The organism is Rhodanobacter sp. C03 (genome assembly GCF_002001175.1).
GTDB lineage: Bacteria > Pseudomonadota > Gammaproteobacteria > Xanthomonadales > Rhodanobacteraceae > Rhodanobacter.
In genome coordinates this window covers 994,379-1,020,195 of sequence record NZ_MUNT01000001.1, presented here as the reverse complement: position 1 = coordinate 1,020,195, position 25,817 = coordinate 994,379, and the positions used below count along the sequence as shown (strand labels likewise).

At 61.9% G+C, this 25,817-nt stretch carries 24 protein-coding genes and 4 tRNA genes; all 28 read right to left on the bottom strand.

The window, feature by feature from the left end:
- Positions 1-5 precede the first annotated feature (5 nt).
- Positions 6-341, bottom strand: a complete 336-nt coding sequence (gene rplV, locus B0E48_RS04290) for a 50S ribosomal protein L22 (RefSeq protein WP_077516231.1) — start codon at positions 339-341, stop codon at positions 6-8.
- Positions 341-613 (bottom strand): 30S ribosomal protein S19, encoded by a 273-nt coding sequence (gene rpsS / locus B0E48_RS04285; protein ID WP_007082178.1) that lies wholly within the window; start codon positions 611-613, stop codon positions 341-343. Before rpsS ends, rplV begins: the two co-directional genes overlap by 1 nt.
- A gap of 12 nt (positions 614-625) precedes the next feature.
- Positions 626-1,450 carry a 50S ribosomal protein L2 gene (gene rplB / locus B0E48_RS04280; RefSeq protein WP_077516229.1) on the bottom strand — a complete coding sequence of 275 codons (825 nt, stop codon included), beginning with the start codon at positions 1,448-1,450 and terminating at the stop codon, positions 626-628.
- A 17-nt stretch (positions 1,451-1,467) separates the two neighbouring features.
- Positions 1,468-1,761, bottom strand: coding sequence for a 50S ribosomal protein L23 (rplW, locus tag B0E48_RS04275; RefSeq protein WP_056386840.1), 294 nt, complete (start codon positions 1,759-1,761; stop codon positions 1,468-1,470).
- Positions 1,758-2,360: a 50S ribosomal protein L4 gene (gene rplD, locus B0E48_RS04270; protein ID WP_077516227.1), complete on the bottom strand. Its 603-nt coding sequence runs from the start codon at positions 2,358-2,360 to the stop codon at positions 1,758-1,760. The genes rplW and rplD overlap by 4 nt, the downstream gene beginning before the upstream one ends.
- 10 nt (positions 2,361-2,370) lie before the next feature.
- A complete protein-coding gene (rplC, locus tag B0E48_RS04265) occupies positions 2,371-3,012 on the bottom strand; it encodes a 50S ribosomal protein L3 (RefSeq protein ID WP_077442333.1) in 642 nt (213 codons plus the stop codon).
- Positions 3,013-3,032: 20 nt separating this feature from the next.
- The gene (gene rpsJ / locus B0E48_RS04260) at positions 3,033-3,344 is read right to left on the bottom strand and encodes a 30S ribosomal protein S10 (RefSeq protein WP_068095401.1); all 312 of its coding nucleotides are present in this window, start codon (positions 3,342-3,344) and stop codon (positions 3,033-3,035) included.
- A gap of 455 nt (positions 3,345-3,799) precedes the next feature.
- The gene (gene tuf, locus B0E48_RS04255; protein WP_077516213.1) at positions 3,800-4,990 is read right to left on the bottom strand and encodes an elongation factor Tu; all 1,191 of its coding nucleotides are present in this window, start codon (positions 4,988-4,990) and stop codon (positions 3,800-3,802) included.
- Positions 4,991-5,039: 49 nt separating this feature from the next.
- Positions 5,040-7,157 (bottom strand): elongation factor G, encoded by a 2,118-nt coding sequence (gene fusA, locus B0E48_RS04250; protein ID WP_077516225.1) that lies wholly within the window; start codon positions 7,155-7,157, stop codon positions 5,040-5,042.
- Positions 7,158-7,399: 242 nt separating this feature from the next.
- A complete protein-coding gene (gene rpsG / locus B0E48_RS04245; protein ID WP_007514548.1) occupies positions 7,400-7,867 on the bottom strand; it encodes a 30S ribosomal protein S7 in 468 nt (155 codons plus the stop codon).
- Between the two features lie 12 nt (positions 7,868-7,879).
- Positions 7,880-8,254 carry a 30S ribosomal protein S12 gene (gene rpsL, locus B0E48_RS04240; RefSeq protein ID WP_056386848.1) on the bottom strand — a complete coding sequence of 125 codons (375 nt, stop codon included), beginning with the start codon at positions 8,252-8,254 and terminating at the stop codon, positions 7,880-7,882.
- Between the two features lie 177 nt (positions 8,255-8,431).
- Positions 8,432-12,646 (bottom strand): DNA-directed RNA polymerase subunit beta', encoded by a 4,215-nt coding sequence (rpoC, locus tag B0E48_RS04235; protein WP_077516223.1) that lies wholly within the window; start codon positions 12,644-12,646, stop codon positions 8,432-8,434.
- Between the two features lie 25 nt (positions 12,647-12,671).
- On the bottom strand, positions 12,672-16,832 hold the full coding sequence (gene rpoB, locus B0E48_RS04230) for a DNA-directed RNA polymerase subunit beta (protein WP_077516974.1): 4,161 nt from the start codon (positions 16,830-16,832) through the stop codon (positions 12,672-12,674).
- Positions 16,833-17,069: 237 nt separating this feature from the next.
- Positions 17,070-17,438 carry a 50S ribosomal protein L7/L12 gene (gene rplL / locus B0E48_RS04225; protein ID WP_077516221.1) on the bottom strand — a complete coding sequence of 123 codons (369 nt, stop codon included), beginning with the start codon at positions 17,436-17,438 and terminating at the stop codon, positions 17,070-17,072.
- 45 nt (positions 17,439-17,483) lie between these two features.
- Complete coding sequence (gene rplJ / locus B0E48_RS04220; RefSeq protein ID WP_077516219.1) at positions 17,484-18,017, bottom strand: 50S ribosomal protein L10; 534 nt, start codon at positions 18,015-18,017, stop codon at positions 17,484-17,486.
- A 345-nt stretch (positions 18,018-18,362) separates the two neighbouring features.
- Positions 18,363-19,070, bottom strand: coding sequence for a 50S ribosomal protein L1 (gene rplA, locus B0E48_RS04215; protein WP_077516217.1), 708 nt, complete (start codon positions 19,068-19,070; stop codon positions 18,363-18,365).
- Between the two features lie 3 nt (positions 19,071-19,073).
- Positions 19,074-19,502, bottom strand: coding sequence for a 50S ribosomal protein L11 (rplK, locus tag B0E48_RS04210; protein ID WP_077516972.1), 429 nt, complete (start codon positions 19,500-19,502; stop codon positions 19,074-19,076).
- Positions 19,503-19,698: 196 nt separating this feature from the next.
- Positions 19,699-20,259, bottom strand: a complete 561-nt coding sequence (nusG, locus tag B0E48_RS04205) for a transcription termination/antitermination protein NusG (RefSeq protein ID WP_077516970.1) — start codon at positions 20,257-20,259, stop codon at positions 19,699-19,701.
- Between the two features lie 7 nt (positions 20,260-20,266).
- The gene (gene secE, locus B0E48_RS04200) at positions 20,267-20,662 is read right to left on the bottom strand and encodes a preprotein translocase subunit SecE (RefSeq protein WP_077516215.1); all 396 of its coding nucleotides are present in this window, start codon (positions 20,660-20,662) and stop codon (positions 20,267-20,269) included.
- An 80-nt stretch (positions 20,663-20,742) separates the two neighbouring features.
- Positions 20,743-20,818, bottom strand: a tRNA-Trp gene (locus tag B0E48_RS04195).
- 93 nt (positions 20,819-20,911) lie between these two features.
- Positions 20,912-22,102 (bottom strand): elongation factor Tu, encoded by a 1,191-nt coding sequence (gene tuf, locus B0E48_RS04190; protein WP_077516213.1) that lies wholly within the window; start codon positions 22,100-22,102, stop codon positions 20,912-20,914.
- A gap of 77 nt (positions 22,103-22,179) precedes the next feature.
- Positions 22,180-22,255 (bottom strand) — tRNA-Thr (locus B0E48_RS04185).
- Positions 22,256-22,381: 126 nt separating this feature from the next.
- Positions 22,382-22,455: transfer RNA gene (locus B0E48_RS04180), tRNA-Gly, on the bottom strand.
- A gap of 18 nt (positions 22,456-22,473) precedes the next feature.
- Positions 22,474-22,559 (bottom strand) — tRNA-Tyr (locus B0E48_RS04175).
- A 103-nt stretch (positions 22,560-22,662) separates the two neighbouring features.
- A complete protein-coding gene (locus B0E48_RS04170) occupies positions 22,663-23,151 on the bottom strand; it encodes an acyl-CoA thioesterase (RefSeq protein ID WP_077516211.1) in 489 nt (162 codons plus the stop codon).
- A gap of 134 nt (positions 23,152-23,285) precedes the next feature.
- Positions 23,286-24,374 carry a redox-regulated ATPase YchF gene (gene ychF / locus B0E48_RS04165; protein ID WP_077516209.1) on the bottom strand — a complete coding sequence of 363 codons (1,089 nt, stop codon included), beginning with the start codon at positions 24,372-24,374 and terminating at the stop codon, positions 23,286-23,288.
- Between the two features lie 74 nt (positions 24,375-24,448).
- Positions 24,449-25,036: an aminoacyl-tRNA hydrolase gene (pth, locus tag B0E48_RS04160; RefSeq protein ID WP_077516208.1), complete on the bottom strand. Its 588-nt coding sequence runs from the start codon at positions 25,034-25,036 to the stop codon at positions 24,449-24,451.
- A 53-nt stretch (positions 25,037-25,089) separates the two neighbouring features.
- A complete protein-coding gene (locus B0E48_RS04155) occupies positions 25,090-25,755 on the bottom strand; it encodes a 50S ribosomal protein L25/general stress protein Ctc (protein WP_077516206.1) in 666 nt (221 codons plus the stop codon).
- Positions 25,756-25,817 lie beyond the last annotated feature (62 nt).

The window sequence follows — 25,817 nt, the reverse complement described above, 5'->3', positions numbered from 1 at the left end:
CTCGGTCAGTTACCAACAACCACAGTGATGTGGCTGGTGCGCTTGAGAATGCGCGAACCGCGGCCTTTGGCGCGGGCGTGCATGCGTTTCATCGCCGGACCTTCATCAACGAAGATGCTGGATACTTTCAGCTCGTCGACATCAGCACCGAGATTGTTCTCGGCGTTGGCGACGGCCGACAGCAGCACCTTGCGAACAAGGACCGCAGCCTTCTTGTTGGTGTAGGTCAGCACGTCGCTGGCCCGGCCCACGGGAAGCCCGCGGACCAGATCAGCCACCAGGCGTGCCTTTTGCGCCGAGATGCGGGCGCCACGCAGGATCGCTTTGGCTTCGGTGCTCATCACTTACCCTTCTTGTCGCCGACATGGCCCTTGAACGTACGGGTCACCGCGAACTCGCCGAGCTTGTGCCCGACCATGTTCTCGTTGATCAGGACGGGTACGTGCTGACGGCCGTTGTGGATGGCGATGGTCAAGCCGACCATTTCCGGCAGGATCATCGAGCGACGCGACCAGGTCTTGATCGGGCGCTTGTTGTTGGCGGAAACCGCAGCTTCCACCTTCTTTACGAGGTGAAGGTCGACGAACGGACCTTTCTTCAGAGAGCGAGGCATGTCGGTTTCCTGTTACTTCGTACGACGACGCACGATGAACTGCTGCGTGCGCTTGTTGTTACGGGTCTTGTAGCCCTTGGCCGGCGTGCCCCACGGGCTGACCGGATGACGACCACCTGAAGTCTTGCCTTCGCCACCACCGTGCGGATGGTCGACCGGGTTCATCACCACACCGCGAACGGTCGGGCGGATACCCAGCCAGCGCTTCGCGCCAGCCTTGCCGAGCTTCTTCAGGCTGTGCTCGCCGTTGCCGACTTCACCAATCGTGGCGCGGCAATCGACCGAGACGCGACGCATCTCGCCGGAGCGCAAACGCAGCGTGGCGTAACCGGATTCGCGAGCCACCAGCTGCACCGAGGCACCGGCGCTGCGGGCGATCTGCGCACCCTTGCCCGGACGCAGCTCGATGCAATGGATCGTGCTACCCATCGGGATATTGCGCAGCTGCAGGCAGTTGCCAGCCTTGATCGGCGCATCGCGACCGGACACCAGACGATCGTCCACCGCCACGCCCTTCGGCGCGATGATGTAGCGACGCTCGCCATCGGCGTAGCACAGCAGCGCGATGTGCGCGGTGCGGTTCGGATCGTATTCGATGCGCTCGACGCGGGCGGCGATGCCTTCCTTGTCACGCTTGAAATCGATGATGCGGTATTGCTGCTTGTGACCGCCGCCACGATGACGCACCGTGATGCGACCATGATGATTACGACCGCCAGTCTTGGACTGCGACTCGGTCAACGCCGCGTACGGCGCGCCCTTGTGCAGACCTTCCGTACGGACGCTTACCGCGTCACGACGGCCGGGCGAGGTCGGCTTGTGGTTGATTAATGCCATCTCACAAAACTCCTGGCTCAGGCCTTGGCGGACACGTCGATGGTTTGACCATCGGCAAGACGCACATAGGCCTTGCGCTTGCCCTGGCGGCTGCCAGCGCGTTGACGAAAGGCTTTGACCTTGCCCTTGGTGTTGACGAGGTTCACCTGCTCGACCTTGACGTCGAACAACTTCTCCACGGCAGCGCGGACATCGGCCTTGGTTGCCGCGGGGGCAACGACGAATACGTACTGGTTATGCTCGGCCAGACGCGCCGATTTCTCAGAGATGTGCGGCGCGCGCAGCGTATCGAGAATGCGTTCGTTGTTCATGCCAGCCACTCCTCGATCTTCTTCACCGCGTCAACCGTGACCACCACATGGTCGGAACCGACCAGGCTGACCGGATTCAGGCCCATCACATCCAGCACATGGATATAAGGAATGTTGCGCGCAGCCAGGAACACGGATTCGTTGGCATCTTCCGACACCAGCAACACGCGACCGGACACTTCCAGCTCGGCCAGCTTGGCCACCATCGCGGAGGTCTTCGGCGTCTCGATGTCGAAACTCTCGACAACCTTCAGGCGATCCTGACGAATCAGTTCAGAAAAGATCGAACGGATCGCGACGCGGTAGGCCTTGCGGTTGACCTTCTGCTCGTAGCTGCGCGGCTTCGCCGCGAAGGTGCGGCCACCACCGACAAAGATCGGTGCACGGTAATCACCGTGACGGGCGCCGCCGCCCTTCTGCTTCTTGAATTTCTTGGTGGTACCGGACATCTCGCCGCGCGACAGCTGCGACTGGGTACCGGCACGGCCGGCCGCCTGGTAGGCGATCACGACCTGGTGAACCAGGGCCTTCTTGTACTCACCGCCGAACACTTCGTCCGACACGCTGAGCGACTTGGCGCCAATAACATTGAGTTCCATGGCGTTCTCCTCAGCTCTTCGTCGTCGGGCGGATGATGACGTCGCCACCGGTTGCACCCGGTACCGCACCCTTCACCGCGATCAGATGACGCTCGGCGTCGACCTTGACCACTTCCAGACCCTGCTGCGTGCGATTGACCGCACCCATGTGACCGGACATCTTCTTGCCCGGGAACACGCGGCCCGGGGTCTGACGCTGACCGATGGAACCCGGCGCGCGATGCGACAGCGAGTTACCGTGGGTAGCGTCACCCATCTTGAAGTTCCAGCGCTTGATCGTGCCCTGGAAGCCCTTGCCTTTCGACACGCCGGCAACGTCGACAATCTGGCCGACGGTGAACACGTCGTCTGCCTTGATCTCGCTGCCCACGGTGTACTTGCCGAGATCGTCGGCAGACACACGGAATTCCCACAAGCCACGACCCGGCTCAACCTTGGCCTTCGCGTAGTGACCTTTCAGCGGCTGCGTCAGCAGGTTCGCGCGCTTGCTGCCCGCGGAAACCTGGACGGCGCTGTAGCCATCGTTATCGTCCGTCTTCAACTGGGTCACGCGGTTCGGCGTCGCTTCAATCAGCGTCACCGGAATCGAGCGGCCATCTTCAGTGAAGAGTCGGCTCATGCCGCATTTGCGGCCAACCAATCCGATACTCATCTTCGTATCCTGTCTGTCGCTCAACCGAGCTTGATCTGAACATCGACGCCAGCGGCGAGATCAAGCTTCATGAGCGCGTCCACGGTTTTGTCGTTCGGGTCGATGATGTCGAGCACACGCTTGTGAGTACGGGTCTCGTACTGGTCGCGTGCATCCTTGTCGACGTGCGGCGACGTCAGGATGGTGTAACGCTCGATTTTCGTCGGGAGTGGAATCGGGCCGAGTACCGTTGCGCCAGTGCGCTTGGCCGTCTCGACGATCTCACTGGCTGAGCGGTCGATCAGACGATGATCGTACGCTTTCAGCCGAATCCGAATCTTCTGGTTCGCCATAACCGTGTCCTGTTGTCGAAAGAACGTAATGTGAAACGAAACGGCTTCTCACCGCCTCGCACAACCCTTTACCACCACATCGGCAGCCGCAAACCAACTACACGGCCCCAAATTCAAAAAGACCAAGCGAGCGCTAGGCGGCTCGCTTGGACGTAGTTGCGTATCACGCAAAAAAACATAATCAGCAGGGATGCACCCTGTGATTACATTGAATTGCGAGGGCCATCCCGGCCTGCGAACTCGAAGCGCATCCTGCGCCTCATTTCGCGGTAGATCGACCGAGGACCAGCCTCTATCGATAAGCAAGCTGCGAAGTATACATGCAAATTTCGGCTTAGTGAAGTACCCCGATGAAAAACATCGCAGAGGGCCCCCACTTGCCCGGCGCTATCCGACCAACAGGCCGGATCAACGACGGAAGTCATCCCGGCAGCTAGCTGCCGGGATAACAGGACTTACTTGATGACCTTGGCCACGACGCCGGCGCCGACGGTGCGGCCGCCTTCGCGAATGGCGAAACGCAGACCTTCGTCCATCGCGATCGGGTGGATCAGGCTCACCACCATCTTCACGTTGTCACCCGGCATCACCATCTCCACGCCTTCCGGCAACTGGCAAGCACCGGTCACGTCGGTCGTGCGGAAGTAGAACTGCGGACGGTAACCCTTGAAGAACGGCGTATGACGGCCACCCTCGTCCTTCGACAGCACATACACCTCAGCCTCGAAGTCCGTGTGCGGGGTGATCGTGCCCGGCTTGGCCAGCACCTGGCCACGCTCCACGTCGTCACGCTTCAGACCGCGCAGCAGCAGACCGGCGTTGTCGCCTGCCTGACCCTGGTCCAGCAGCTTGCGGAACATTTCCACGCCGGTGACCGTGGTCTTCTGCGTGTCGCGGATGCCGACCACTTCGATTTCGTCGCCGACCTTGATGATGCCGCGCTCGATACGACCGGTCACCACGGTGCCGCGGCCCGAGATCGAGAACACGTCTTCCACCGGCATCAGGAACGGACGGTCGATGACGCGCGTCGGCTCCGGGATATAGCTGTCCAGCGCGTCGACCAGCTTGATGATCGACGGCACGCCGATCTCGCTCTGATCGCCTTCCAGCGCCATGCGGGCCGAACCGTGGATCATCGGGGTGTCGTCGCCCGGGAAGTCGTACTTCGACAGCAGCTCGCGCACTTCCATCTCGACCAGCTCGAGCAGCTCGGCGTCGTCCACCAGGTCCGCCTTGTTCAGGTAGACGATGATGTACGGCACACCGACCTGACGCGACAGCAGGATGTGCTCGCGCGTCTGCGGCATCGGGCCGTCCGCGGCCGAGCACACCAGGATCGCGCCGTCCATCTGCGCCGCACCCGTGATCATGTTCTTCACATAGTCCGCATGGCCCGGGCAGTCGACGTGCGCGTAATGGCGGTTCGGCGACTCGTATTCCACGTGGGCGGTCGAGATCGTGATGCCGCGCGCCTTCTCTTCCGGCGCCGCGTCGATCGAGCTGTAATCCTTGAACTCGCCACCAAAACGTTCCGCACCGACCTTCGTCAGCGCTGCCGTCAGCGTCGTCTTGCCGTGATCCACGTGACCAATCGTGCCGACGTTGACGTGCGGCTTGGTGCGTTCGAATTTACCCTTTGCCATGACTCTGAACCTCTAGAAAAGAACGGTATATGTTGGAAAGTCGGCCTTATCAGGCCTTCTTCATGACCTGCTCGGCGATGTTGTTCGGCGCTTCGGCGTAATGGTCGAATTCCATCGTGAAGGTGGCGCGGCCCTGGGTCAGCGAACGAATTGTCGTCGCATAGCCGAACATTTCACCCAGCGGAACCATTGCATCGATGGTCTTGCCCGACGGCGTGTCGTCCTGGCCCTGGAGCAGGCCACGACGGCGGCTCATGTCGCCCATGACGTCACCGACGTACTCTTCCGGCGTCACCACTTCGATCTTCATGATCGGCTCGAGCAGCACCGGCGACGCCTTCGCGAAGCCCTGCTTGAACGCCATCGAGGCAGCGAGCTTGAACGCCATTTCCGACGAGTCGACGTCATGATAGGAGCCGAACACGAGCTTCACCTTTACACCGACGACCGGGAAGCCGGCCAGCGGACCGCTGGTGATGGTTTCGCGCAGGCCCTTTTCGACCGACGGGATGAATTCCTTCGGGATCACGCCACCGGTGATGTCGTTGATGAAGAGGAAATCATTCTTCACGTTCGGATCGGCACGATCGGCCTCGGTCATCGGAGACAGCTCGATCACGACGTGACCGTACTGACCCTTGCCACCGGACTGCTTGGCGTGCTTGTAATCCGACTTGACGTCCGACGAGCGGATCGTTTCGCGGTAAGCGACCTGCGGCTTGCCGACATTGGCCTCGACGTTGAACTCGCGACGCATGCGGTCCACCAGGATGTCCAGGTGCAGCTCGCCCATGCCCGAGATGATGGTCTGGCCCGACTCTTCGTCCGTACGCACGCGGAACGACGGATCTTCCGCAGCCAGACGGCCGAGCGCGATACCCATCTTTTCCTGATCCGACTTGGTCTTCGGCTCGACCGCCATCGAGATCACCGGCTCCGGGAACGTCATGCGCTCCAGAGTGATGATGTGATCCTGCGCGCACAGCGTGTCACCGGTCGTCACGTCCTTCAGGCCAACCGCGGCGGCGATGTCGCCGGCGCAGACTTCCTTCAGTTCCTGACGCTCGTTCGCGTGCATCTGCAGGATGCGGCCGATGCGCTCTTTCTTGCTCTTGACCGGGTTGTACACGGCGTCGCCGGACTTCAACGTGCCCGAGTAGACCCGGAAGAACGTGAGCGAACCGACGAACGGATCGGTCATGATCTTGAACGCGAGCGCGGAGAACGGCGCCGCATCCTCTGCCTTGCGCGTGGCTTCGTTGTCGTCTTCGTCGATGCCAGCGACCGGCGGGCGGTCGGACGGCGACGGCAGCAGCTGCACCACCGCATCGAGCATCGCCTGAACGCCCTTGTTCTTGAACGCCGTGCCGCAGTAGGTCGGGATGATTTCGTTGGCGAGCGTGCGCTGGCGAAGGCCCGCGATGATCTCGTCCTCGCTGAGGTCACCCTCTTCGAGATACTTGTTCATCAAGTCTTCGGTCGCCTCGGCGGCGGACTCGACCATGAAGGCATGCGCTTCGGCGGCCGTGTCGGCCAGGTTCGCCGGAATCTCCCGGTATTCGAACTTCATGCCCTGGGACTCCATGTCCCAGATGATCGCCTTCATCTTGAGCAGGTCGACCACACCCTCGAAACCGTCTTCGGCGCCGATCGGCACCTGCATCGGCACCGGATGCGCGCCGAGGCGCGCCTTCAGCTGGGCTACCACCTTGTCGAAGTTGGCGCCGGTGCGATCCATCTTGTTGACGAACGCCAGACGCGGCACCTTGTACTTGTTGGCCTGACGCCACACCGTCTCGGACTGCGGCTGCACGCCACCCACGGCACACAGCACGAACACTGCACCATCCAGCACGCGCAGCGAACGCTCGACTTCGATGGTGAAGTCGACGTGTCCGGGGGTGTCGATGATGTTGAAGCGATGCTGGTCCAGCGAACCATCCATGCCCTTCCAGAACGCCGTCGTTGCCGCCGACGTAATGGTGATACCGCGCTCCTGCTCCTGCTCCATCCAGTCCATCGTGGCCGCACCGTCATGCACTTCGCCAATCTTGTGACTGACACCGGTGTAGAACAGGATGCGCTCCGTGGTCGTGGTCTTTCCGGCATCGATGTGGGCCATGATGCCGAAGTTGCGGTAGCGCTCGATAGGAGTGGTGCGTGCCATGAATATTTACCTGTGTCGGGCTACCTGCCCTGATTCAAAACAGCCGTCCGGGCCGTGCTCTATTTAGGAGTCCGCCATGGATGGCGGGGTGTTCTTTGCCGTCAAGGATGACGGTTTGAATCAGATCTCGGCATAGATGCCGGCTTGTTCTTAGCCGCCAAGGAAGACGGCATGAACTTCAAGAATCCGCCTCGGGCGGCGGATTTGTTCTTTGCCGTCATGGAGACGGCAAAGCAAAACAATTACCAGCGATAGTGCGAGAAGGCCTTGTTGGCTTCTGCCATGCGATGCGTTTCTTCACGCTTCTTGGCGGCACCACCACGGCTTTCCGAAGCTTCGAGCAGCTCGGCGGCCAGCTTGCGCGGCATCGACGTCTCGCCGCGCTTGCGCGCAGCATCGATGACCCAGCGCATCGCCAGCGCCATGCGGCGACCCGGACGCACTTCGACCGGCACCTGATAGGTGGCACCACCGACGCGACGCGACTTCACCTCAACCGCCGGAGCGATGTTGTTGAGCGCCTTCTCGACCAGAGCCACCGGCTCGGCATTCTTTTCGCCAATGTGCTGCAGCGCACCGTAAACGATGCTCTCGGCCACGGACTTCTTGCCGCTCTTCATCACCATGTTGATGAAACGGGCGATCAGCTGGCTGCCATGCTTGGGATCCGGCAGAACCAGACGGGCGGGATGTGAACCTTTACGCGACATGTTTCGAGTCCTTTACTTCTTCGGGCGCTTGGCGCCGTACTTCGAGCGCGATTGACGACGCTTGGTGACACCAGCGCAATCGAGGCTGCCGCGCACCGTGTGGTAACGCACACCGGGCAGATCCTTGACGCGACCGCCGCGGATCAGCACCACCGAGTGCTCCTGCAGGTTGTGACCTTCACCACCGATGTAACTGATGATCTCGAAACCGTTGGTCAGGCGCACCTTGGCAACCTTGCGCAACGCCGAGTTCGGCTTTTTCGGAGTGGTCGTGTATACGCGCGTGCAGACGCCGCGACGCTGCGGGCTGCTCTGCAAAGCCGGCGACCCACTCTTGTAGGTTTTGGGGCTGCGGGATTTCCGCACCAATTGGTTGACTGTCGTCATGCGAAGCTGTTCCTGAAAACATAAAGGCAGCCCGAATAAGCTCGGTCTGCCAAGAAGCGGGAATTTAACATGGGCAACCTGCCATAGGCAAGCCAGCACCCTGCCGTCCTGGGCCCGAACACGAGGCGCATCCGTGCGCCTCATTTCGTATGTCAGCGAGTGAAGCCCTGGCCGGGCTTACTCGACACCGTTATCACTACCGGCCGGAGCCTCGGCAAACGAGACTGCAGGCGTGGAGCCGGAGAGAGTCTCCAGATCCGAGGCGGACAAACCGCCCTGACGACGACGCGCTGCGTGGTACGCCAGACCCGTGCCTGCCGGAATAAGACGTCCAACAATAACATTTTCCTTCAGACCACGCAAGCCGTCACGCGTACCACGAACCGCCGCCTCGGTAAGAACGCGAGTAGTTTCCTGGAACGAGGCTGCCGAGATGAACGACTCGGTGGCCAGCGAGGCCTTGGTGATGCCGAGCAGGATCGACTGATACTCGGCCGGACGCTCGCCCTTGGCGATCGCACGATCGTTCTCGCGGTTGATCCGTACGCGCTCGATCTGCTCGCCGCGCAGGTAATGGCTCTCGCCCGGCTCGACGATCTCGACCTTGCGCAGCATCTGGCGAATGATCGCTTCGATGTGCTTGTCGTTGATCTTCACGCCCTGCAGGCGGTACACGTCCTGGATTTCCTTGACCAGGTACGAGGCCAGCGGCTCCACGCCCAGCAGGCGCAGGATGTCATGCGGACTCGGCTCGCCGTCGACGACGGTTTCGCCCTTCTCCACATGCTCGCCTTCGAACACGATGACCTGACGCCACTTCGGAATCAGCTCTTCGTGCTCGTTGCCGTCGACGTCCTTGATGATCAGACGCTGCTTGCCCTTGGTGTCCTTGCCGAAGCTGATGATGCCGGAGCGCTCGGCGAGGATCGCCGGTTCCTTCGGCTTGCGTGCCTCGAACAGATCGGCCACGCGCGGCAGACCACCGGTGATATCGCGGGTCTTCGAGGTTTCCTGCGGGATACGCGCGACCACGTCGCCCACGCCCACTTCGGCACCGTTCTGGATCGACACGATCGCGCCGGCCGGCAGGAAGTACTGCGCGGCAATGTCGGTACCCGGCAGCTTCAGCTCGCGGCCCTTGGCATCTTCCAGACGCACGATCGGACGCAGATCCTTCGCCTGCGTACCGCGGCGTTTCGGATCGGTGACCACCGCCGACTCCAGGCCGGTCAGTTCATCGGTCTGGCTCTGCACGGTGACGCCATCGAGGAAGTCGATGAAGCGCACCACACCGGCCACTTCGGTGACGATCGGATGGGTATGCGGATCCCAGCTGGCGACGGTCTGGCCCGGCTTGACCGGCGCACCGTCCTTGACCGAGATGTTGGCGCCGTACGGCACCTTGTAGCGCTCGCGCTCGCGACCGTTGGTGTCGATCACGCTGACTTCGCCCGAACGCGACACCGCCACCAGGTGACCCTGCTTGTGCTGTACCGACTTCAGGTTGTTGAACTTCAGCGAGCCGGTGGTCTTCACCGTCACGTTGTCCACCGCTGCCGCACGCGAAGCCGCACCACCGATGTGGAACGTACGCATGGTGAGCTGGGTACCCGGCTCACCGATCGACTGCGCGGCGACCACACCCACGGCCTCGCCCATGTTGACCAGATGGCCACGGGCCAGATCGCGGCCGTAGCAGAGCTTGCACACGCCATGTTCGGCGACGCAGGTGATCGGCGAACGTACCTTGAGGATCTGCACGCCGGCCTTGTCGAGCTTCTCGACCAGGGCTTCGTTGAGCAAGGTGTCGCGAGTGACGATCGGCTGATCGTCGTCGCCGGGGGCGTAGACGTCCTCGACCACCACGCGACCGAGCACGCGCTCGCGCAACGGCTCGACCACATCGCCGCCTTCGACGATCGGCTGCATGATGACGCCTTCCTCGGTACCGCAGTCATCCATGGTGATGACCACGTCCTGCGCCACGTCGACCAGACGACGGGTCAGGTAACCCGAGTTCGCCGTCTTCAACGCCGTATCCGCCAGGCCCTTACGAGCACCGTGGGTGGAGTTGAAGTACTGCAGCACGTTCAGGCCTTCGCGGAAGTTGGCCTTGATCGGGGTCTCGATGATCGAGCCGTCCGGACGCGCCATCAGGCCACGCATACCGGCCAGCTGACGGATCTGCGCCACGGAACCACGGGCGCCGGAGTCGGCCATGATGTACAGCGAGTTCATTGACTTCTGGTTGACTGTCTTGCCGTCGACATCCTTCACCTTCTCGGTGCCGATGCCGTCGATCATGGCTTTCGCCACCAGCTCGCTGGTACGCGACCAGATGTCGACCACCTTGTTGTAGCGCTCGCCGGCGGTGACCAGACCCGACTGGTATTGCTGCTGGATCTCGACGACTTCCTTCTCGGCCTCTTCCAGGATCGGCTTCTTCTCGTCCGGAATCAGCATGTCATCGATGCCGATCGAGATGCCCGCACGCGTGGCGAAACGGAAGCCGGTGTACATCAGCTTGTCGGCGAACACCACGGTTTCCTTCAAGCCCAGCAAGCGGTAGCTGGAGTTGATCAGGCGCGAGATGTTCTTCTTGGTCAGCTCGGTGTTGGCCAGCTCGAACGGCAGGCCTTCCGGCAGGATTTCCGCCAGCAACGCGCGGCCGACGGTGGTGTCGACGATCTTGGTCTCGTGCGTGCGGGTGCCGTCTTCGGCAACGTGCACCAGCTTAAGGCGCACCTTGACCTTGGCATGCAGCTCGACGGCGCGGTTGTCGTACGCACGACGAACTTCGGCAATGCCGGAGAACACCATGCCGCCACCCTTGACGTTGATCAGCTCGCGAGTCATGTAGTACAGGCCCAGCACCACGTCCTGGGTCGGCACGATGATCGGCTCGCCGTTGGCCGGGCTGAGGATGTTGTTGGACGACATCATCAGCGTACGCGCTTCCAGCTGCGCCTCGATAGACAGCGGCACATGGACGGCCATCTGATCGCCGTCGAAGTCGGCGTTGAACGCGGTACACACCAGCGGATGCAGCTGGATCGCCTTGCCTTCGATGAGCTTGGGCTCGAACGCCTGGATGCCCAGACGATGCAGCGTCGGCGCGCGGTTGAGCAGCACCGGATGCTCGCGGATCACCTCTTCGAGGATGTCCCACACCTGGGCCTCTTCGCGCTCGACCAGCTTCTTCGCCGCCTTGATGGTGGTGGCTTCGCCACGCGCCTGCAGCTTGGCGAAGATGAACGGCTTGAACAGCTCAAGCGCCATCTTCTTCGGCAGACCGCACTGATGCAGACGCAGGGTCGGACCGACCACGATCACCGAACGACCGGAGTAGTCCACGCGCTTGCCGAGCAGGTTCTGGCGGAAGCGGCCCTGCTTGCCCTTGATCATGTCGGCGAGCGACTTCAGCGCGCGCTTGTTGGTGCCGGTGATGGCACGACCGCGGCGGCCGTTGTCGAGCAGCGCATCGACCGATTCCTGCAGCATGCGCTTCTCGTTGCGCACGATGATGTCGGGCGCATTGAGTTCGAGCAGACGCTTCAGACGGTTGTTGCGGTTGATCACGCGACGGTACAGATCGTTCAGATCGGAGGTCGCGAAACGACCACCGTCCAGCGGCACCAGCGGACGCAGGTCCGGCGGCAGCACGGGGAGAACGGTCAGCACCATCCACTCCGGCTTGTTGCCGGATTCCAGGAACGCCTCGATCAGCTTGACGCGCTTGGTGAGGCGCTTGAGCTTGGTTTCGGAATTGGTGGAGGTGATCTCTTCCTTCAGGCGAATCACTTCGCCCGGCAGGTCGAGCGACTTCAGCAGCTCGTAGACGGCCTCGGCACCCATGCGGGCGTCGAACTCGTCACCGTGCTCCTCGGTCGCTTCCAGGTACTGGTCTTCGCTGAGCAGCTGGCCGCGCTCGAGCGCGGTCATGCCCGGATCGATCACCACGAAGGCTTCGAAGTACAGGATGCGCTCGATGTCACGCAGCGTCATGTCCAGCATCAGGCCGATGCGCGAGGGCAGCGACTTGAGGAACCAGATGTGTGCGGTCGGGCTGGCCAGCTCGATGTGGCCCATGCGCTCACGACGCACCTTGGCCAGCGTCACTTCCGTGCCGCACTTCTCGCAGACCACGCCACGATGCTTCATGCGCTTGTACTTGCCGCACAGGCACTCGTAGTCCTTCACCGGTCCGAAGATGGCGGCGCAGAACAGGCCGTCACGCTCCGGCTTGAAGGTACGGTAGTTGATGGTTTCCGGCTTCTTCACTTCGCCGTACGACCACGAGCGGATCAGCTCCGGCGAGGCCAGCGCGATCTTGATCGCGTCGAAATCCGGCGTCGCGCGCTGCTGATTGAACAGATTGAGCAAGTCTTTCATTCGAAATCTCCGGTGACTGCGCGGATCACTTGATCTCTTCCAGATCGATGTCGATGGCGAGCGAGCGGATTTCCTTCACCAGCACGTTGAAGGATTCCGGCATGCCAGCCGACATTTCGTGGTTGCCGTCGACAATGTTCTTGTACATCTGGTTGCGGCCCTGCACGTCGTCGGACTTCACCGTCAGCATTTCCTGCAGGGTGTAGGCCGCGCCGTAGGCTTCCAGCGCCCACACTTCCATCTCGCCGAAGCGCTGACCACCGAACTGCGCCTTGCCGCCCAGCGGCTGCTGGGTGACCAGCGAGTACGGACCGGTGGAACGCGCATGCATCTTGTCGTCGACCAGATGGTTGAGCTTGAGGTAATGCATGTAGCCCACGGTGACCGGGCGATCGAACGCCTCGCCGGTACGACCGTCGTACAGCATGGTCTGGCCCGACTCGGGCAGATCCGCCAGCTTCAGCATCGCCTTGATCTCGGTCTCTTCCGCACCGTCGAACACCGGCGTCGCCATCGGCACGCCTTCCTGCAGATTGGTGGCGAGCGTGAAGATCTCCTTGTCGGTAAGCGACTTCAGATCGACGTGCTGCACCGCACCGGCCACATGGGTGTTGTAGATCTGGTCGAGGAACTCGCGGATCTTGGCAACCTTCTCCTGCGCCTCGAGCATCTTCTGGATCTTCTTGCCCAGGCCCTTGGCGGCCCAGCCCAGATGAACTTCCAGAATCTGCCCGATGTTCATACGCGACGGCACGCCCAGCGGGTTCAGCACGATGTCGACCGGCACACCGTCAGCGGAATACGGCATGTCCTCGACCGGCACCACGTTGGACACCACGCCCTTGTTGCCGTGACGGCCAGCCATCTTGTCGCCCGGCTGGATGCGGCGCTTCACGGCCAGGAACACCTTGACCATCTTCAGCACACCCGGTGCCAGATCGTCGCCCTGGGTGATCTTGCCCTGCTTCTCCTTGAAGCGCTTGTCGAACTCCTCCTTGTGGCGCTTGACCTGATCGGCCGCACGCTCGAGGAACTCGGTGACTTCCTCGTCCTTGACGTTGATCTTGAACCAGTCGTCCTTCTTCAGGCCGTCCAGATATGCGTCAGTGATTTCGGTGCCACGCTTCAGGCCACCCGGACCGCTCATCGCGGACTTGCCGACCAGCTGGGTACGCATGCGGCTGTAGATCGCGCCTTCGAGGATGCGGAACTGATCGTCCATATCCTTGCGGACACGCTTGACTTCGGTTTCCTCGATCTGCTTGGCGCGCTTGTCCTTCTCGATGCCGTCGCGGGTGAACACCTGCACGTCGATGACGGTACCGTCCATACCCGGCGGCACGCGCAGCGAGCTGTCCTTAACATCGGACGCTTTCTCGCCGAAGATCGCGCGCAGCAGCTTCTCTTCCGGGGTCAGCTGGCTCTCGCCCTTCGGCGTGACCTTGCCGACCATGATGTCGCCGGCCTTCACTTCCGCACCGATGTAGACGATGCCCGACTCGTCCAGACGTGCGAGCGCCTGCTCGCCCACGTTCGGAATGTCGGCGGTGATTTCCTCGGCACCCAGCTTGGTGTCACGCGCGATGCACGACAGTTCCTCGATGTGGATCGAGGTATAGCGGTCTTCCTGCACGACGCGCTCGGAGAGCAGGATCGAGTCTTCGAAGTTGTAACCGTTCCACGGCATGAACGCGATCAGCATGTTCTGGCCGAGCGCGAGCTCGCCCAGATCGGTCGACGAGCCATCGGCCAGCGTGTCGCCCTTCGCCACCACGTCGCCGACGTTCACCAGCGGACGCTGGTTGAGGTTGGTGTTCTGGTTGGAGCGGGTGTACTTGGTCAGCGTGTAGATATCGACGCCAGCATCGTTGTCGCCGACCTCTTCCTCGTTGACGCGCACCACGATACGCGCCGCATCGACCTGGTCGATCACGCCGCCGCGCTTGGCGGAGACGATGACGCCGGAGTCACGCGCCACGGCGCGCTCGATGCCGGTACCCACCAGCGGAGTTTGCGAACGCAGTGTCGGCACGGCCTGACGCTGCATGTTCGCACCCATCAGGGCGCGGTTCGCATCGTCGTGCTCGAGGAACGGCACCAGTGCCGCAGCGACCGACACGGTCTGCATTGGCGAGACGTCCATGTAGTCGACTTCGGCAGCCGGACGCAGCTCGGATTCACCACGGAAACGGCAGGACACGAAGTCCTCGACGAAACCGCCGTGCTTGTCCAGCGGCGAGTTCGCCTGCGCGATCACGTGATCGCCTTCCTCGATCGCCGACAGGTAATCGACCTTGTCGGTCACTTTGCTGTGCGCGACCTTGCGGTACGGCGTCTCGAGGAAGCCGTACGAGTTGGTGCGGGCATACACGGCCAGCGAGTTGATCAGGCCGATGTTCGGGCCTTCCGGCGTTTCGATGGTGCAGACGCGGCCGTAATGGGTCGGATGCACGTCGCGCACCTCGAAGCCGGCGCGTTCGCGGGTCAGGCCGCCCGGCCCGAGCGCGGAGACACGGCGCTTGTGCGTCACTTCGGACAGCGGGTTGTTCTGATCCATGAACTGGGACAGCTGCGAGGAGCCAAAGAACTCCTTCACCGCCGCCGCGACCGGCTTGGCGTTGATCAGATCCTGCGGGGTCAGGCCATCGGCCTCGGCCAGCGACAGACGCTCGCGCACCGCACGCTCGACGCGCACCAGACCGATGCGGAAGGTGTTCTCGGCCATTTCGCCGACCGAACGCACGCGACGGTTGCCCAGGTGATCGATGTCATCGACGGTGCCATGACCGTTCTTGATGTCGATCAGCACCTTCAGTACGTCGAGGATATCGGACGTTACGCCCTGCTCCTTGACCAGGCGCTGGGATTCCTCTTCCTTGCGCTCGCTGAAGTACTTGTGGTCGTACAGCACGCCCGGACCGAGGATTTCCTTGCGGCCCACGCGACGGTTGAACTTCATCCGGCCCACGCCCGACAGGTCGTAGCGGTCGAAGGTGAAGAACAGGTTGAAGAACAGGTTCTGCGCGGCATCCTTGGTCGGCGGCTCGCCCGGACGCATCATGCGATAGATTTCCACCAGCGCCTCCAGCGGCGTCTTGGTGTTGTCGATGCGCAGGGTGTGCGAGATGTAGGCGCCGCGATCGAGATCGTTGACGTACAGCGTCGGCACCGTCTCGATACCGGCCTTGCGGAAGTTCTCCAGCTGCTCGGCAGTGATCTCGTCGTTGGCCGACGCCAGCAGTTCGCCGGTCTTGGCATCGACGATGTCGGTGGCCACGATACGGCCGACCGGATAGTCGTCCGGCACTTCCAGCGCGGTGATGTTCTCGGCCGCGAGCTGGCGCACGTGACGCGCGGTGATGCGCTTGCCGGCTTCCACCAGCACCGTGCCACCGATCGCCAGATCGAAGCTCAGCGTCTCGCCGCGCAGACGCTCGGCGACCAGCTCCAGCGTGGTGCCACCCTTCTTGCCGAGGTGGAACACGTTGTGCTCGAAGAAGATGCCCAGCATCTCCTCGTTGTTGTAGCCGAGCGCGCGCAGCAGCACCGTCACCGGCAGCTTGCGGCGACGATCGATACGGGTGAACAGCGCATCCTTCGGGTCGAACTCGAAATCGAGCCACGAACCACGGTAAGGAATGACGCGTGCCGAGAACAGCAACTTGCCCGAGCTGTGCGTCTTGCCACGGTCGTGATCGAAGAACACGCCCGGCGAACGATGCAGCTGCGAGACGATCACGCGCTCGGTGCCGTTGATGATGAAGGTGCCGGTGTCGGTCATGAGCGGAATCTCGCCCATGTAGACCTCCTGCTCCTTGATGTACTTGACCACCTTCTTCGAGGCCGGGCTGTCCTTGTCATAGATGACCAGGCGCACCGTGGTACGCAGCGGCGCACCGTAGGTCATGCCGCGGTTGCGACATTCGCGCTCGTCGAACGCCGGCTCGCCGAGACGGTAGTCGACATATTCCAGTGCGGCATTGCCCGAATAGCTGGTGATCGGGAATACCGACTTCAGTGCCGCATGCAAACCCTTTTCGCCGCGCTGTTTGGGCGCGACATGCTCCTGCAGAAACTCCCGGTAGGAATCAGTCTGGATGGTCAGCAGGTTCGGCACGCCCAGTACGGGCGGACGCTTGCCAAAATCCTTGCGGATGCGTTTCTTCTCGGTAAACGAGTAGGCCATGATCGGTAGCGCCTCGGTTCGCAGTGACGCCGGTGGTGCACACACCGGCTGAATGAAAAATCAGGTGTTCACAAATCCGTGGATCTGGGAATCGAGAATGTGGAATCGACAGGCGAATCCTTATTCTCCATTCCCCTCCTCGCTCAACTCTTTCGCGCCTAAGCAGGCAAAGCCCGGGGGCTCACGCCCCCAGGCTTGCTTGACGCTAGATCAAACTGACGACGCGCAAGGCGCCAATTACTTCAGTTCGACCGTGGCGCCGGCAGCTTCGAGGTCCTTCTTGAACTTCTCGGCGTCTTCCTTCGACACGGCTTCCTTCAGGACGCCGCCGGCCTCGGTGAGGTCCTTGGCTTCCTTCAGGCCCAGGCCGGTGATCGCGCGAACAGCCTTGATCACGTCGACCTTCTTGGCGCCGGCGTTCTTCAGGATGACGTCGAATTCGGTCTGTACTTCGGCAACCACAGCAGCAGCAGCCGGGCCAGCAGCGGCAACCGGGGCAGCAGCGGACACGCCAAACTTCTCTTCGATGGCCTTGACCAGATCCATCACTTCCATCAGTGACTTGGCGGCTACGGCTTCAACGATTTGTTCGTTGGACAGGGACATTTGATTTACCTCTGGAAATGGATTCAGTTTAGATAGACGACGAACTTAGGCGGGCTCGACTTCGGCCGGGGCTTCGGCGGCGACTTCGTCACCACCCTGCTTGTCGGCCACAGCCTTGACGGCGCGGGCAAACATCGAAGCCGGTTCGGCCAGCAAACGGGCCAGCATGGCCAGAGCCTGTTGGCGGGTCGGCAGCGAGGCCAGCACTTCGACGTGCTCAGCCGGCAGCAACTTGCCTTCCACCGAGACGATTTTCGCCTTCAGCTTGTCGTTGCCCTTGGCGAATTCCTTGATCAGACGCCCGGCAGCGCCGGGTTCTTCCATCGAGAATGCGTACAGCAGCGGACCGACCAGGGCGTCCTTGACGACCTCGAACTCGGTACCGACTACAGCGCGCGAAGCGAGCGTGTTCTTGACAACCTTCAAGTACACACTGGATTCACGAGCCTTCTTGCGCATCGCGGTCATCTGTTCGACCGTGGTGCCCGCATACTCGACAGCAATCAAGGAGTGAGCCTTCGCGGCGATTTCTGCCAGTTCGGCGACTACTTCATGCTTCTGAGACAGATTTAGAGCCATTGCACTCCTCCAAATGAACTCCGCTCACGGCTCCTGCCGCTTGCGGTCCTGGGCGACGCCATCCTTGACGTCGGGGACACTGGGTGTCCCGGGTGTTGGCCTTTCCAGAACAGTCGAACAATTCCAGATCGGGCAGCACCATCTGCGCAGGCCGGATTTGCAAGAAACCCGATTAAGCGGTCCCGCTGGCGACGACGGCGATTCCATGCCAGTGCGAGCTTCCTGCCCGTCGTCATCGCGCGCTGATCGCGCCTGCGGTCTTTGACGGCTGCTCCGGCCTACATAGCCGGGGCTGCCTTCAAAAACTTGCCTGCATCGACGAAACGCCGATGCAGGACTTGATTCTTACTTGGCCGCGATGTTCAGCGACGAGGTATCGACGGCGACGCCGACGCCCATCGTGCTGGACAGGGCAACCTTCTGCAGGAACTGACCCTTCGCCGTGGACGGCTTGGCCTTCAGCAGGTCGGCAATCAGCGTGTTGAGGTTGTCCGCGAGCTGGGACGCCTCGAAGCTGGCCTTGCCGATGGTGGCGTGGATGATGCCCGCCTTGTCGTTGCGGAACTTCACCTGGCCGGCCTTGGCGTTCTTGACCGCGGTGGCGACGTCGGCAGTGACCGAGCCATCCTTCGGGTTCGGCATCAGGCCGCGCGGGCCGAGCAGCTGGCCGAGCTTGCCGACCACGCGCATCGCGTCCGGCGTGGCGATCACACGACCGAAGTCGAGATCACCGGCCTGCATGCGTTCGGCCAGGTCGTCCATGCCGACGGCGTCGGCACCGGCAGCCTTGGCAGCCTCGGCCTTCTCGCCCGGCGGGCAGAACACGGCGACCTTGACGGTCTTGCCGGTGCCGTGCGGCAGCAGCGAGGAACCACGTACGCCCTGGTCGGATTTCTTTGCATCGATGCCCAGACGCACGGACACATCCACCGACTCGGCGAACTTCGCCGTGGCGTTGTCCTTGACGATCTTGAGGGCTTCTTCCAGGCCATAAAACTTGCCCGGCTGCACTGCGGCCGTAGCCGACTTCATACGCTTCGTGAGCTTTGCCATGTCTTAACCCTCCACCACAAGGCCCATGCTGCGGGCGCTACCGGCAATGGTGCGCACCGCGGCGTCGAGATCGGCAGCCGTCAGATCCGGCTCCTTCTGCTTTGCCACGTCTTCCAGCTGCTTGCGGGTAACCTTGCCAACCTTGTCGGTATTCGGCTTCGGCGAACCCTTCGCGGTGCCGGTGATCTTCTTCAGAAGAATCGTGGCGGGCGGGGTCTTGGTGATGAAGGTGAAGCTGCGGTCGGAGTACGCGGTGATGATGCACGGAATCGGCAGACCCGGCTCCAGCTTCTGCGTGGCGGCGTTGAACGCCTTGCAGAACTCCATGATGTTCAGACCGCGCTGACCGAGGGCGGGGCCCACCGGCGGCGACGGATTGGCCTGACCGGCCTTGACCTGCAACTTGATGTAACCGACAACTTTCTTTGCCATGGGATTTTCCTCGCGAGTCCAGGCGCCTTGCGGCTCCTCGCTGTGCACCGGTCCGTGGATGAAAGGAACGGATCCGCCTCATGCGGATCCTGAAACGCGGGCACGCCGGATCAAAAAGATCCAGCGTGAACCGCGCAGTATAGAGATTGGTCAGGCTTTCAGCAAGCCCCGTGCCAAGATGACGCTACCCGCCAGATCAGGCCTTCTCGACCTGACCGAATTCCAGTTCGACCGGGGTCGAACGGCCGAAGATCAGCACTGCAACGCGCAGGCGACTCTTCTCGTAGTTGACTTCCTCGACCACGCCGTTGAAATCGTTGAACGGACCCTCGGTGACTCGCACCATCTCGCCCGGCTCGAACAGCACCTTGGGCTTGGGCTTCTCGACACCCTCGCGGACGCGGCTGAGGATGGCTTCGGCCTCGCTGTCCTTGATCGGCAGCGGACGATCGGCGGTACCGCCGATGAAACCCATCACCTTCGGGGTTTCCTTGATCAGATGCCAGCACTCGTCATCGATCCGCGGCGCCTTGCCCTCGGTATTCGTCTCGATCTGCACCAGCACGTAACCAGGGAAGAACTTGCGATCGCTGCGCCGCTTCTGGCCGCCGCGCATCTCGATCACTTCCTCGGTCGGCACCAGCACTTCGCCGAACCGCTCTTCCATCTCGGCGCGCTTGATACGCTCCTCGAGGGAACGCTTCACCTGATTCTCGAAACCCGAATAGGCGTGCACCACATACCAGCGCTTGCTCATGCTCACCTCAGGCACCCAACTTCAGCAGCCAGTCGAGAATGACTGACTTCAGGATCAGGTCGATCAGACCCAGCAGCAGCGACAGGATGATCACCACCACAATGATGATGCCGGTCGTCTTGATCGTCTCGTCGCGAGTCGGCCAGACCACCTTGCGCATTTCGAACTGCGACTCGGCGATGAAGTTCCGCACCCGCCGCCCCAGTGCGGTGAAGGCGGCGATTGCCAGCGCAAGCACCAGCGCGGCCAGCACACCCAGCAGGCGTACCGACGAGGAAATACTGCCGTCCCGTCCGAACCAGGAATAGGCGACGATACCGGCAACCAGCACCAGCAACGCCAGTACCAGCTTGCCGATGTCGGCGGCGTTCGTGCCCTTGGGCTGTTCTACCTTGGTATTCATGCACAGTGATCGGGTGTCAGCAGCACGCCGGACCCTGCGGTCGGCCTTGCCATCGTCACCCGTCTCGATCCTCGGGGAAGTGGCACGCCAGGAGGGACTTGAACCCCCAACCTGCGGTTTTGGAGACCGCTGCTCTGCCAATTGAGCTACTGGCGTACATGGCTTGAACTTGAAACACGACAGCGAGCGGCCTTGAGTCCGCTCGCCCCGTGGAGTTTGAGCTGCGCACCGAAGCGCGCTGCCCGTATCTTACTTGATGACCTTGGCCACGACGCCGGCGCCGACGGTGCGGCCGCCTTCGCGAATGGCGAAACGCAGGCCTTCGTCCATCGCGATCGGGTGGATCAGGCTCACCACCATCTTCACGTTGTCACCCGGCATCACCATCTCCACACCTTCCGGCAACTGGCAAGCGCCGGTCACGTCGGTCGTGCGGAAGTAGAACTGCGGACGGTAACCCTTGAAGAACGGCGTATGACGGCCACCCTCGTCCTTCGACAGCACATACACCTCAGCCTCGAAGTCCGTGTGCGGGGTGATCGTGCCCGGCTTGGCCAGCACCTGGCCACGCTCCACGTCGTCACGCTTCAGGCCGCGCAGCAGCAGACCGGCGTTGTCGCCTGCCTGACCCTGGTCCAGCAGCTTGCGGAACATTTCCACGCCGGTGACCGTGGTCTTCTGCGTGTCGCGGATGCCGACCACTTCGATTTCGTCGCCGACCTTGATGATGCCGCGCTCGATACGACCGGTCACCACGGTGCCGCGGCCCGAGATCGAGAACACGTCTTCCACCGGCATCAGGAACGGACGGTCGATGACGCGCGTCGGCTCCGGGATATAGCTATCCAGCGCGTCGACCAGCTTGATGATCGACGGCACGCCGATCTCGCTCTGATCGCCTTCCAGCGCCATACGGGCCGAACCGTGGATCATCGGGGTGTCGTCGCCCGGGAAGTCGTACTTCGACAGCAGCTCGCGCACTTCCATCTCGACCAGCTCGAGCAGCTCGGCGTCGTCCACCAGGTCCGCCTTGTTCAGGTAGACGATGATGTACGGCACACCGACCTGACGCGACAGCAGGATGTGCTCGCGCGTCTGCGGCATCGGGCCGTCCGCGGCCGAGCACACCAGGATCGCGCCGTCCATCTGCGCCGCACCCGTGATCATGTTCTTCACATAGTCCGCATGGCCCGGGCAGTCGACGTGCGCGTAATGGCGGTTCGGCGACTCGTATTCCACGTGGGCGGTCGAGATCGTGATGCCGCGCGCCTTCTCTTCCGGCGCCGCGTCGATCGAGCTGTAATCCTTGAACTCGCCACCAAAACGTTCCGCACCGACCTTCGTCAGCGCTGCCGTCAGCGTCGTCTTGCCGTGATCCACGTGACCAATCGTGCCGACGTTGACGTGCGGCTTGGTGCGTTCGAATTTACCCTTTGCCATGCGCGCTAAACCCCGATGGAGTCAATGAATTGATGGAACTGGCCCTTGCGGGGCGGTGACCTTGACGGTCGAAAAGATGGTGCTCATAACAGGAATCGAACCTGTGACCTCTTCCTTACCAAGGAAGTGCTCTACCGACTGAGCTACATGAGCGTATGTATTTCAGCCATCCTCCATGATGGCAAAGAACAGACCGGCATCCATGCTGGACAATTCAAAAAAAGCGTCGATCTATGCAGCAATTGCTTCGATCAACAGCACCTGACACTTGCAGCGCAATGGAGCGGAAGGCGGGAATCGAACCCGCGTAATCAGTTTGGAAAACTGATGTTCTACCATTGAACTACTCCCGCCCTGCGCGGAACTCTTGCTGGTGGAGGGAGGTGGATTCGAACCACCGAAGGCGTAAGCCAGCAGATTTACAGTCTGCCCCCGTTGGCCGCTTGGGTATCCCTCCAACAAAGAACGCGTATTGTGTGGATCGAGCCCCAAACTGTCAACACCTCCCGGTGCCAAATTCGCATGCCGGCGTGAATTTCCAGCGAAATTTTGCGTCCATCTCAGCCCACTGATGCGGCGCGCAGGTCGACCAGCTTCTCCATTCCCTTGGACAGTTCCAGCAATTGCTTCGCCTGCGCCTGCAGCTGACGCTCACTGTCGTCGCGCGGCTCCCAATGCGGCACCGGGGTCGGCTTGCCGTCCTGACTGTCCAGCGCCACAAACACCATCACGCAACTGGTCGCCAGCCGGTGCTCGTCCTTGCGCAGGTCACGCGCCAGCACATCCACGGCGAGATGCATGCTGGAGGTACCGGTGTGGATCAACCGCGCCCGCACCGTGACCATGTCGCCGATCAGGATCGGAGCCACGAACTGGATACCGCTGACCGAGGCGGTGACGCAATACGCTCCGCTCCAGCCCACCGCACAGGCATAGCCGGCCTGGTCGATCCACTTCATCACCATGCCGCCATGCACCTTGCCGCCGAAGTTGACGTCGGTGGGCTCGGCGAGAAAGCGGAACGTCACCTCACTCTGCTGACCTGGCATGTGGACTCCGGCGGAACCAACCAAGAATGGAATCCACATTATGCCTACTGCGGCAGTCAACCTGTTGCCCGGCAAGCGAATGCGCACAAAAAAGCCCCAGACAGGCCGGGGCTTTGCATGCAGCAGAGCGAAGCTCAGACGTTGAACAGGAAGTGCAGCACGTCACCATCCTTGACGATGTAATCCTTGCCTTCCTTGCGCAGTCGACCCGCCGCACCGGCGCCAGCCTCACCCTTGTACTGAATGAAGTCGTCGTAACTGATCGTCTCGGCGCGAATGAAACCGCGCTCGAAATCGGTATGGATCACACCCGCCGCCTGCGGCCCGGTGAAACCGCGCTTGATCGTCCATGCGCGCACCTCTTTCACGCCGGCAGTGAAGTAGGTCTGCAGGTCGAGCAGCCGGTAGCCGGCGCGGATCACCCGATTCAGACCCGGCTCGTCCAGCCCCATGTCCTTCAGGAATTCGTCGCGATCGGCGTCTTCCAGCTGTGCCATTTCCTCTTCGATGGAAGCGCACACCGGCACCACTTCGGCCCCCTCAGTGACGGCACGGGCGCGCACCGCGTCGAGCAGCGGATTGTTCTCGAAGCCATCGTCGGCGACATTGGCGATGTACATCAACGGCTTCAGGGTGAGCAGGAACAGGTCGCGTACCAGCGCCTTCTCTTCCTCGTCCAGGCCGAGGCTGCGTGCGGACTTGCCCTCGTTGAGGCCGGCGGACAGCTTCTGCAGCACTGGCTTCTTCGCCATGGCCTCCTTGTCATTCGCCTTGGCCGCACGCTCGGCGCGGTTCAGCGCCTTGTCCACCGATTCCAGGTCGGCCAGCGCCAGTTCGGTATCGATGGTATCGATGTCGGAGATCGGGTCGACCTTGCCGGCGACGTGGATCACGTCACCTTCGAAACAACGCACCACATGGGCGATCGCATCTACCTCGCGGATGTGCGCGAGGAACTTGTTGCCGAGGCCCTCACCCTTCGACGCACCAGCCACCAAGCCGGCGATATCGACGAACTCGACCGCAGTGGGGATCACCTTCTGCGGATTGACGATGGCAGCCAGCGCGCCCAGGCGCGGATCTGGCACCGGCACTACGCCCACGTTCGGCTCGATCGTGCAGAACGGGAAGTTCGCCGCGGCGATGCCCGCCTTGGTCAGCGCATTGAACAGGGTGGACTTGCCGACGTTAGGCAGACCGACGATGCCGCATTTGATGCCCATGACTTTGAATCCGGAAAATAAAATCGTTGGTGGAAAATCGGAACAGTAGTGCGGAATCAATAGCTCCCGATGCGCTATTCCCGATTTCCCGTCGTGTGCAACTGCTGCATCGCCTTGTCGAACTGGCCATCCACCGCCAGCGGCAGCACGTCCAGCGCGCGCGCAATGCCATCGAGGATCGCGTTCTCGTCCTGCACCGATGGGCGACCCAGCACCCACGGCGTGACCTGATCGCGGTGACCGGGATGGCCAATACCCACGCGCAGGCGATGGAACTTGCCGTGATCCAGATGCGCCATGGTGTCGCGCAGGCCGTTCTGGCCGCCGTGGCCGCCGTCGAACTTCATCCGCACGGTACCGGCAGGCAGGTCCAGATCGTCATGCGCGATCAGGCATTCATCCGGCTCGATCTTGTAATAGCGCAGCGCCGAAACCACGGCGATGCCGCTCTTGTTCATGAAGGTAGCTGGCTTGAGCAGCCATACCGGCTCGCTGCCGATGTGCACCTTGCAGGTTTCGCCGTGCAGTTTGCCGTCGAAACCGAAGCGCCCACCCAGCCCGCTGGCCAAGGCATCCACAAACCAGAACCCGGCGTTGTGCCGGGTTCGGAGGTATTCGGCACCGGGGTTGCCCAGCCCGACAATGAGTCGCAAACCAGCCATGCGGACAAGCAGCAGTGGCGACCCGCACTCGGTGGAGTGCGGGTCGTCGCGGCTTACTTCTTGTCGTCTTTCTTGGCCGGAGCAGCAGCGGCCGCCGGAGCAGCAGTGTCGCCTTCGGCCGGAGCTTCCTCGACCTCTTCCTGCACAGTGTTCGCCGTGACCACCGCGATATCGTGGCTCTCACCCAGATGCAGCGCGACAATTTCGACATTCGCCGGCAGCTTCAGCTCGGACAGGTGGACAATGTCGCCCGGATTCAGCTCGCCCAGATCCAGCTCGATGAATTCGGGCAGATCCTTCGGCAGGCAGGTGATTTCCACTTCGGTCAGGTTATGCGAGATCACCACGCCGGAGGTCTTGCCGGCAGCCGACTTCTCCTGGTTCAGGAAGTGCAGCGGCACGCTGACACGGATGGCCACGTTCTCGTCCACGCGCAGGAAGTCCATGTGCATCATCAGCTGCTTGAACGGATGCTTCTGCCAGTCACGCACCAACACCTTCTGCACCTTGCCGTCGACGTTGAGGTCGAGCACCGAGGAGAAGAACCACTCGTGCTTGGCGGCGAGCAGGATGGTGTTGTGCTCGATCTGGATGCTCTGCGGGTCCTGGCCGGCGCCGTAGACGACGGCAGGCACGAAGCTCGCATGACGCAGGCGGCGGCTCGCACCTTTCCCCTCGTCCTTGCGGCTCTGCGCCTTGATTTCATGAGTCTTGATCATTTCAGTACTGCCTTAGGTTGTGTTTGCCGCCTCGCGGCGGCTTGAATGGTTCCCCCGCGACC

What these genes read in the sequence shown, in the direction of transcription:
- rplV (WP_077516231.1), bottom strand. Translation starts at nt 341, where the DNA reads ATGAGCACCGAAGCCAAAGCGATCCTGCGTGGCGCCCGCATCTCGGCG.
- rpsS (WP_007082178.1), bottom strand. Translation starts at nt 613, where the DNA reads ATGCCTCGCTCTCTGAAGAAAGGTCCGTTCGTCGACCTTCACCTCGTA.
- rplB (WP_077516229.1), bottom strand. Translation starts at nt 1,450, where the DNA reads ATGGCATTAATCAACCACAAGCCGACCTCGCCCGGCCGTCGTGACGCG.
- rplW (WP_056386840.1), bottom strand. Translation starts at nt 1,761, where the DNA reads ATGAACAACGAACGCATTCTCGATACGCTGCGCGCGCCGCACATCTCT.
- rplD (WP_077516227.1), bottom strand. Translation starts at nt 2,360, where the DNA reads ATGGAACTCAATGTTATTGGCGCCAAGTCGCTCAGCGTGTCGGACGAA.
- rplC (WP_077442333.1), bottom strand. Translation starts at nt 3,012, where the DNA reads ATGAGTATCGGATTGGTTGGCCGCAAATGCGGCATGAGCCGACTCTTC.
- rpsJ (WP_068095401.1), bottom strand. Translation starts at nt 3,344, where the DNA reads ATGGCGAACCAGAAGATTCGGATTCGGCTGAAAGCGTACGATCATCGT.
- tuf (WP_077516213.1), bottom strand. Translation starts at nt 4,990, where the DNA reads ATGGCAAAGGGTAAATTCGAACGCACCAAGCCGCACGTCAACGTCGGC.
- fusA (WP_077516225.1), bottom strand. Translation starts at nt 7,157, where the DNA reads ATGGCACGCACCACTCCTATCGAGCGCTACCGCAACTTCGGCATCATG.
- rpsG (WP_007514548.1), bottom strand. Translation starts at nt 7,867, where the DNA reads ATGTCGCGTAAAGGTTCACATCCCGCCCGTCTGGTTCTGCCGGATCCC.
- rpsL (WP_056386848.1), bottom strand. Translation starts at nt 8,254, where the DNA reads ATGACGACAGTCAACCAATTGGTGCGGAAATCCCGCAGCCCCAAAACC.
- rpoC (WP_077516223.1), bottom strand. Translation starts at nt 12,646, where the DNA reads ATGAAAGACTTGCTCAATCTGTTCAATCAGCAGCGCGCGACGCCGGAT.
- rpoB (WP_077516974.1), bottom strand. Translation starts at nt 16,832, where the DNA reads ATGGCCTACTCGTTTACCGAGAAGAAACGCATCCGCAAGGATTTTGGC.
- rplL (WP_077516221.1), bottom strand. Translation starts at nt 17,438, where the DNA reads ATGTCCCTGTCCAACGAACAAATCGTTGAAGCCGTAGCCGCCAAGTCA.
- rplJ (WP_077516219.1), bottom strand. Translation starts at nt 18,017, where the DNA reads ATGGCTCTAAATCTGTCTCAGAAGCATGAAGTAGTCGCCGAACTGGCA.
- rplA (WP_077516217.1), bottom strand. Translation starts at nt 19,070, where the DNA reads ATGGCAAAGCTCACGAAGCGTATGAAGTCGGCTACGGCCGCAGTGCAG.
- rplK (WP_077516972.1), bottom strand. Translation starts at nt 19,502, where the DNA reads ATGGCAAAGAAAGTTGTCGGTTACATCAAGTTGCAGGTCAAGGCCGGT.
- nusG (WP_077516970.1), bottom strand. Translation starts at nt 20,259, where the DNA reads ATGAGCAAGCGCTGGTATGTGGTGCACGCCTATTCGGGTTTCGAGAAT.
- secE (WP_077516215.1), bottom strand. Translation starts at nt 20,662, where the DNA reads ATGAATACCAAGGTAGAACAGCCCAAGGGCACGAACGCCGCCGACATC.
- tuf (WP_077516213.1), bottom strand. Translation starts at nt 22,102, where the DNA reads ATGGCAAAGGGTAAATTCGAACGCACCAAGCCGCACGTCAACGTCGGC.
- B0E48_RS04170 (WP_077516211.1), bottom strand. Translation starts at nt 23,151, where the DNA reads ATGCCAGGTCAGCAGAGTGAGGTGACGTTCCGCTTTCTCGCCGAGCCC.
- ychF (WP_077516209.1), bottom strand. Translation starts at nt 24,374, where the DNA reads ATGGGCATCAAATGCGGCATCGTCGGTCTGCCTAACGTCGGCAAGTCC.
- pth (WP_077516208.1), bottom strand. Translation starts at nt 25,036, where the DNA reads ATGGCTGGTTTGCGACTCATTGTCGGGCTGGGCAACCCCGGTGCCGAA.
- B0E48_RS04155 (WP_077516206.1), bottom strand. Translation starts at nt 25,755, where the DNA reads ATGATCAAGACTCATGAAATCAAGGCGCAGAGCCGCAAGGACGAGGGG.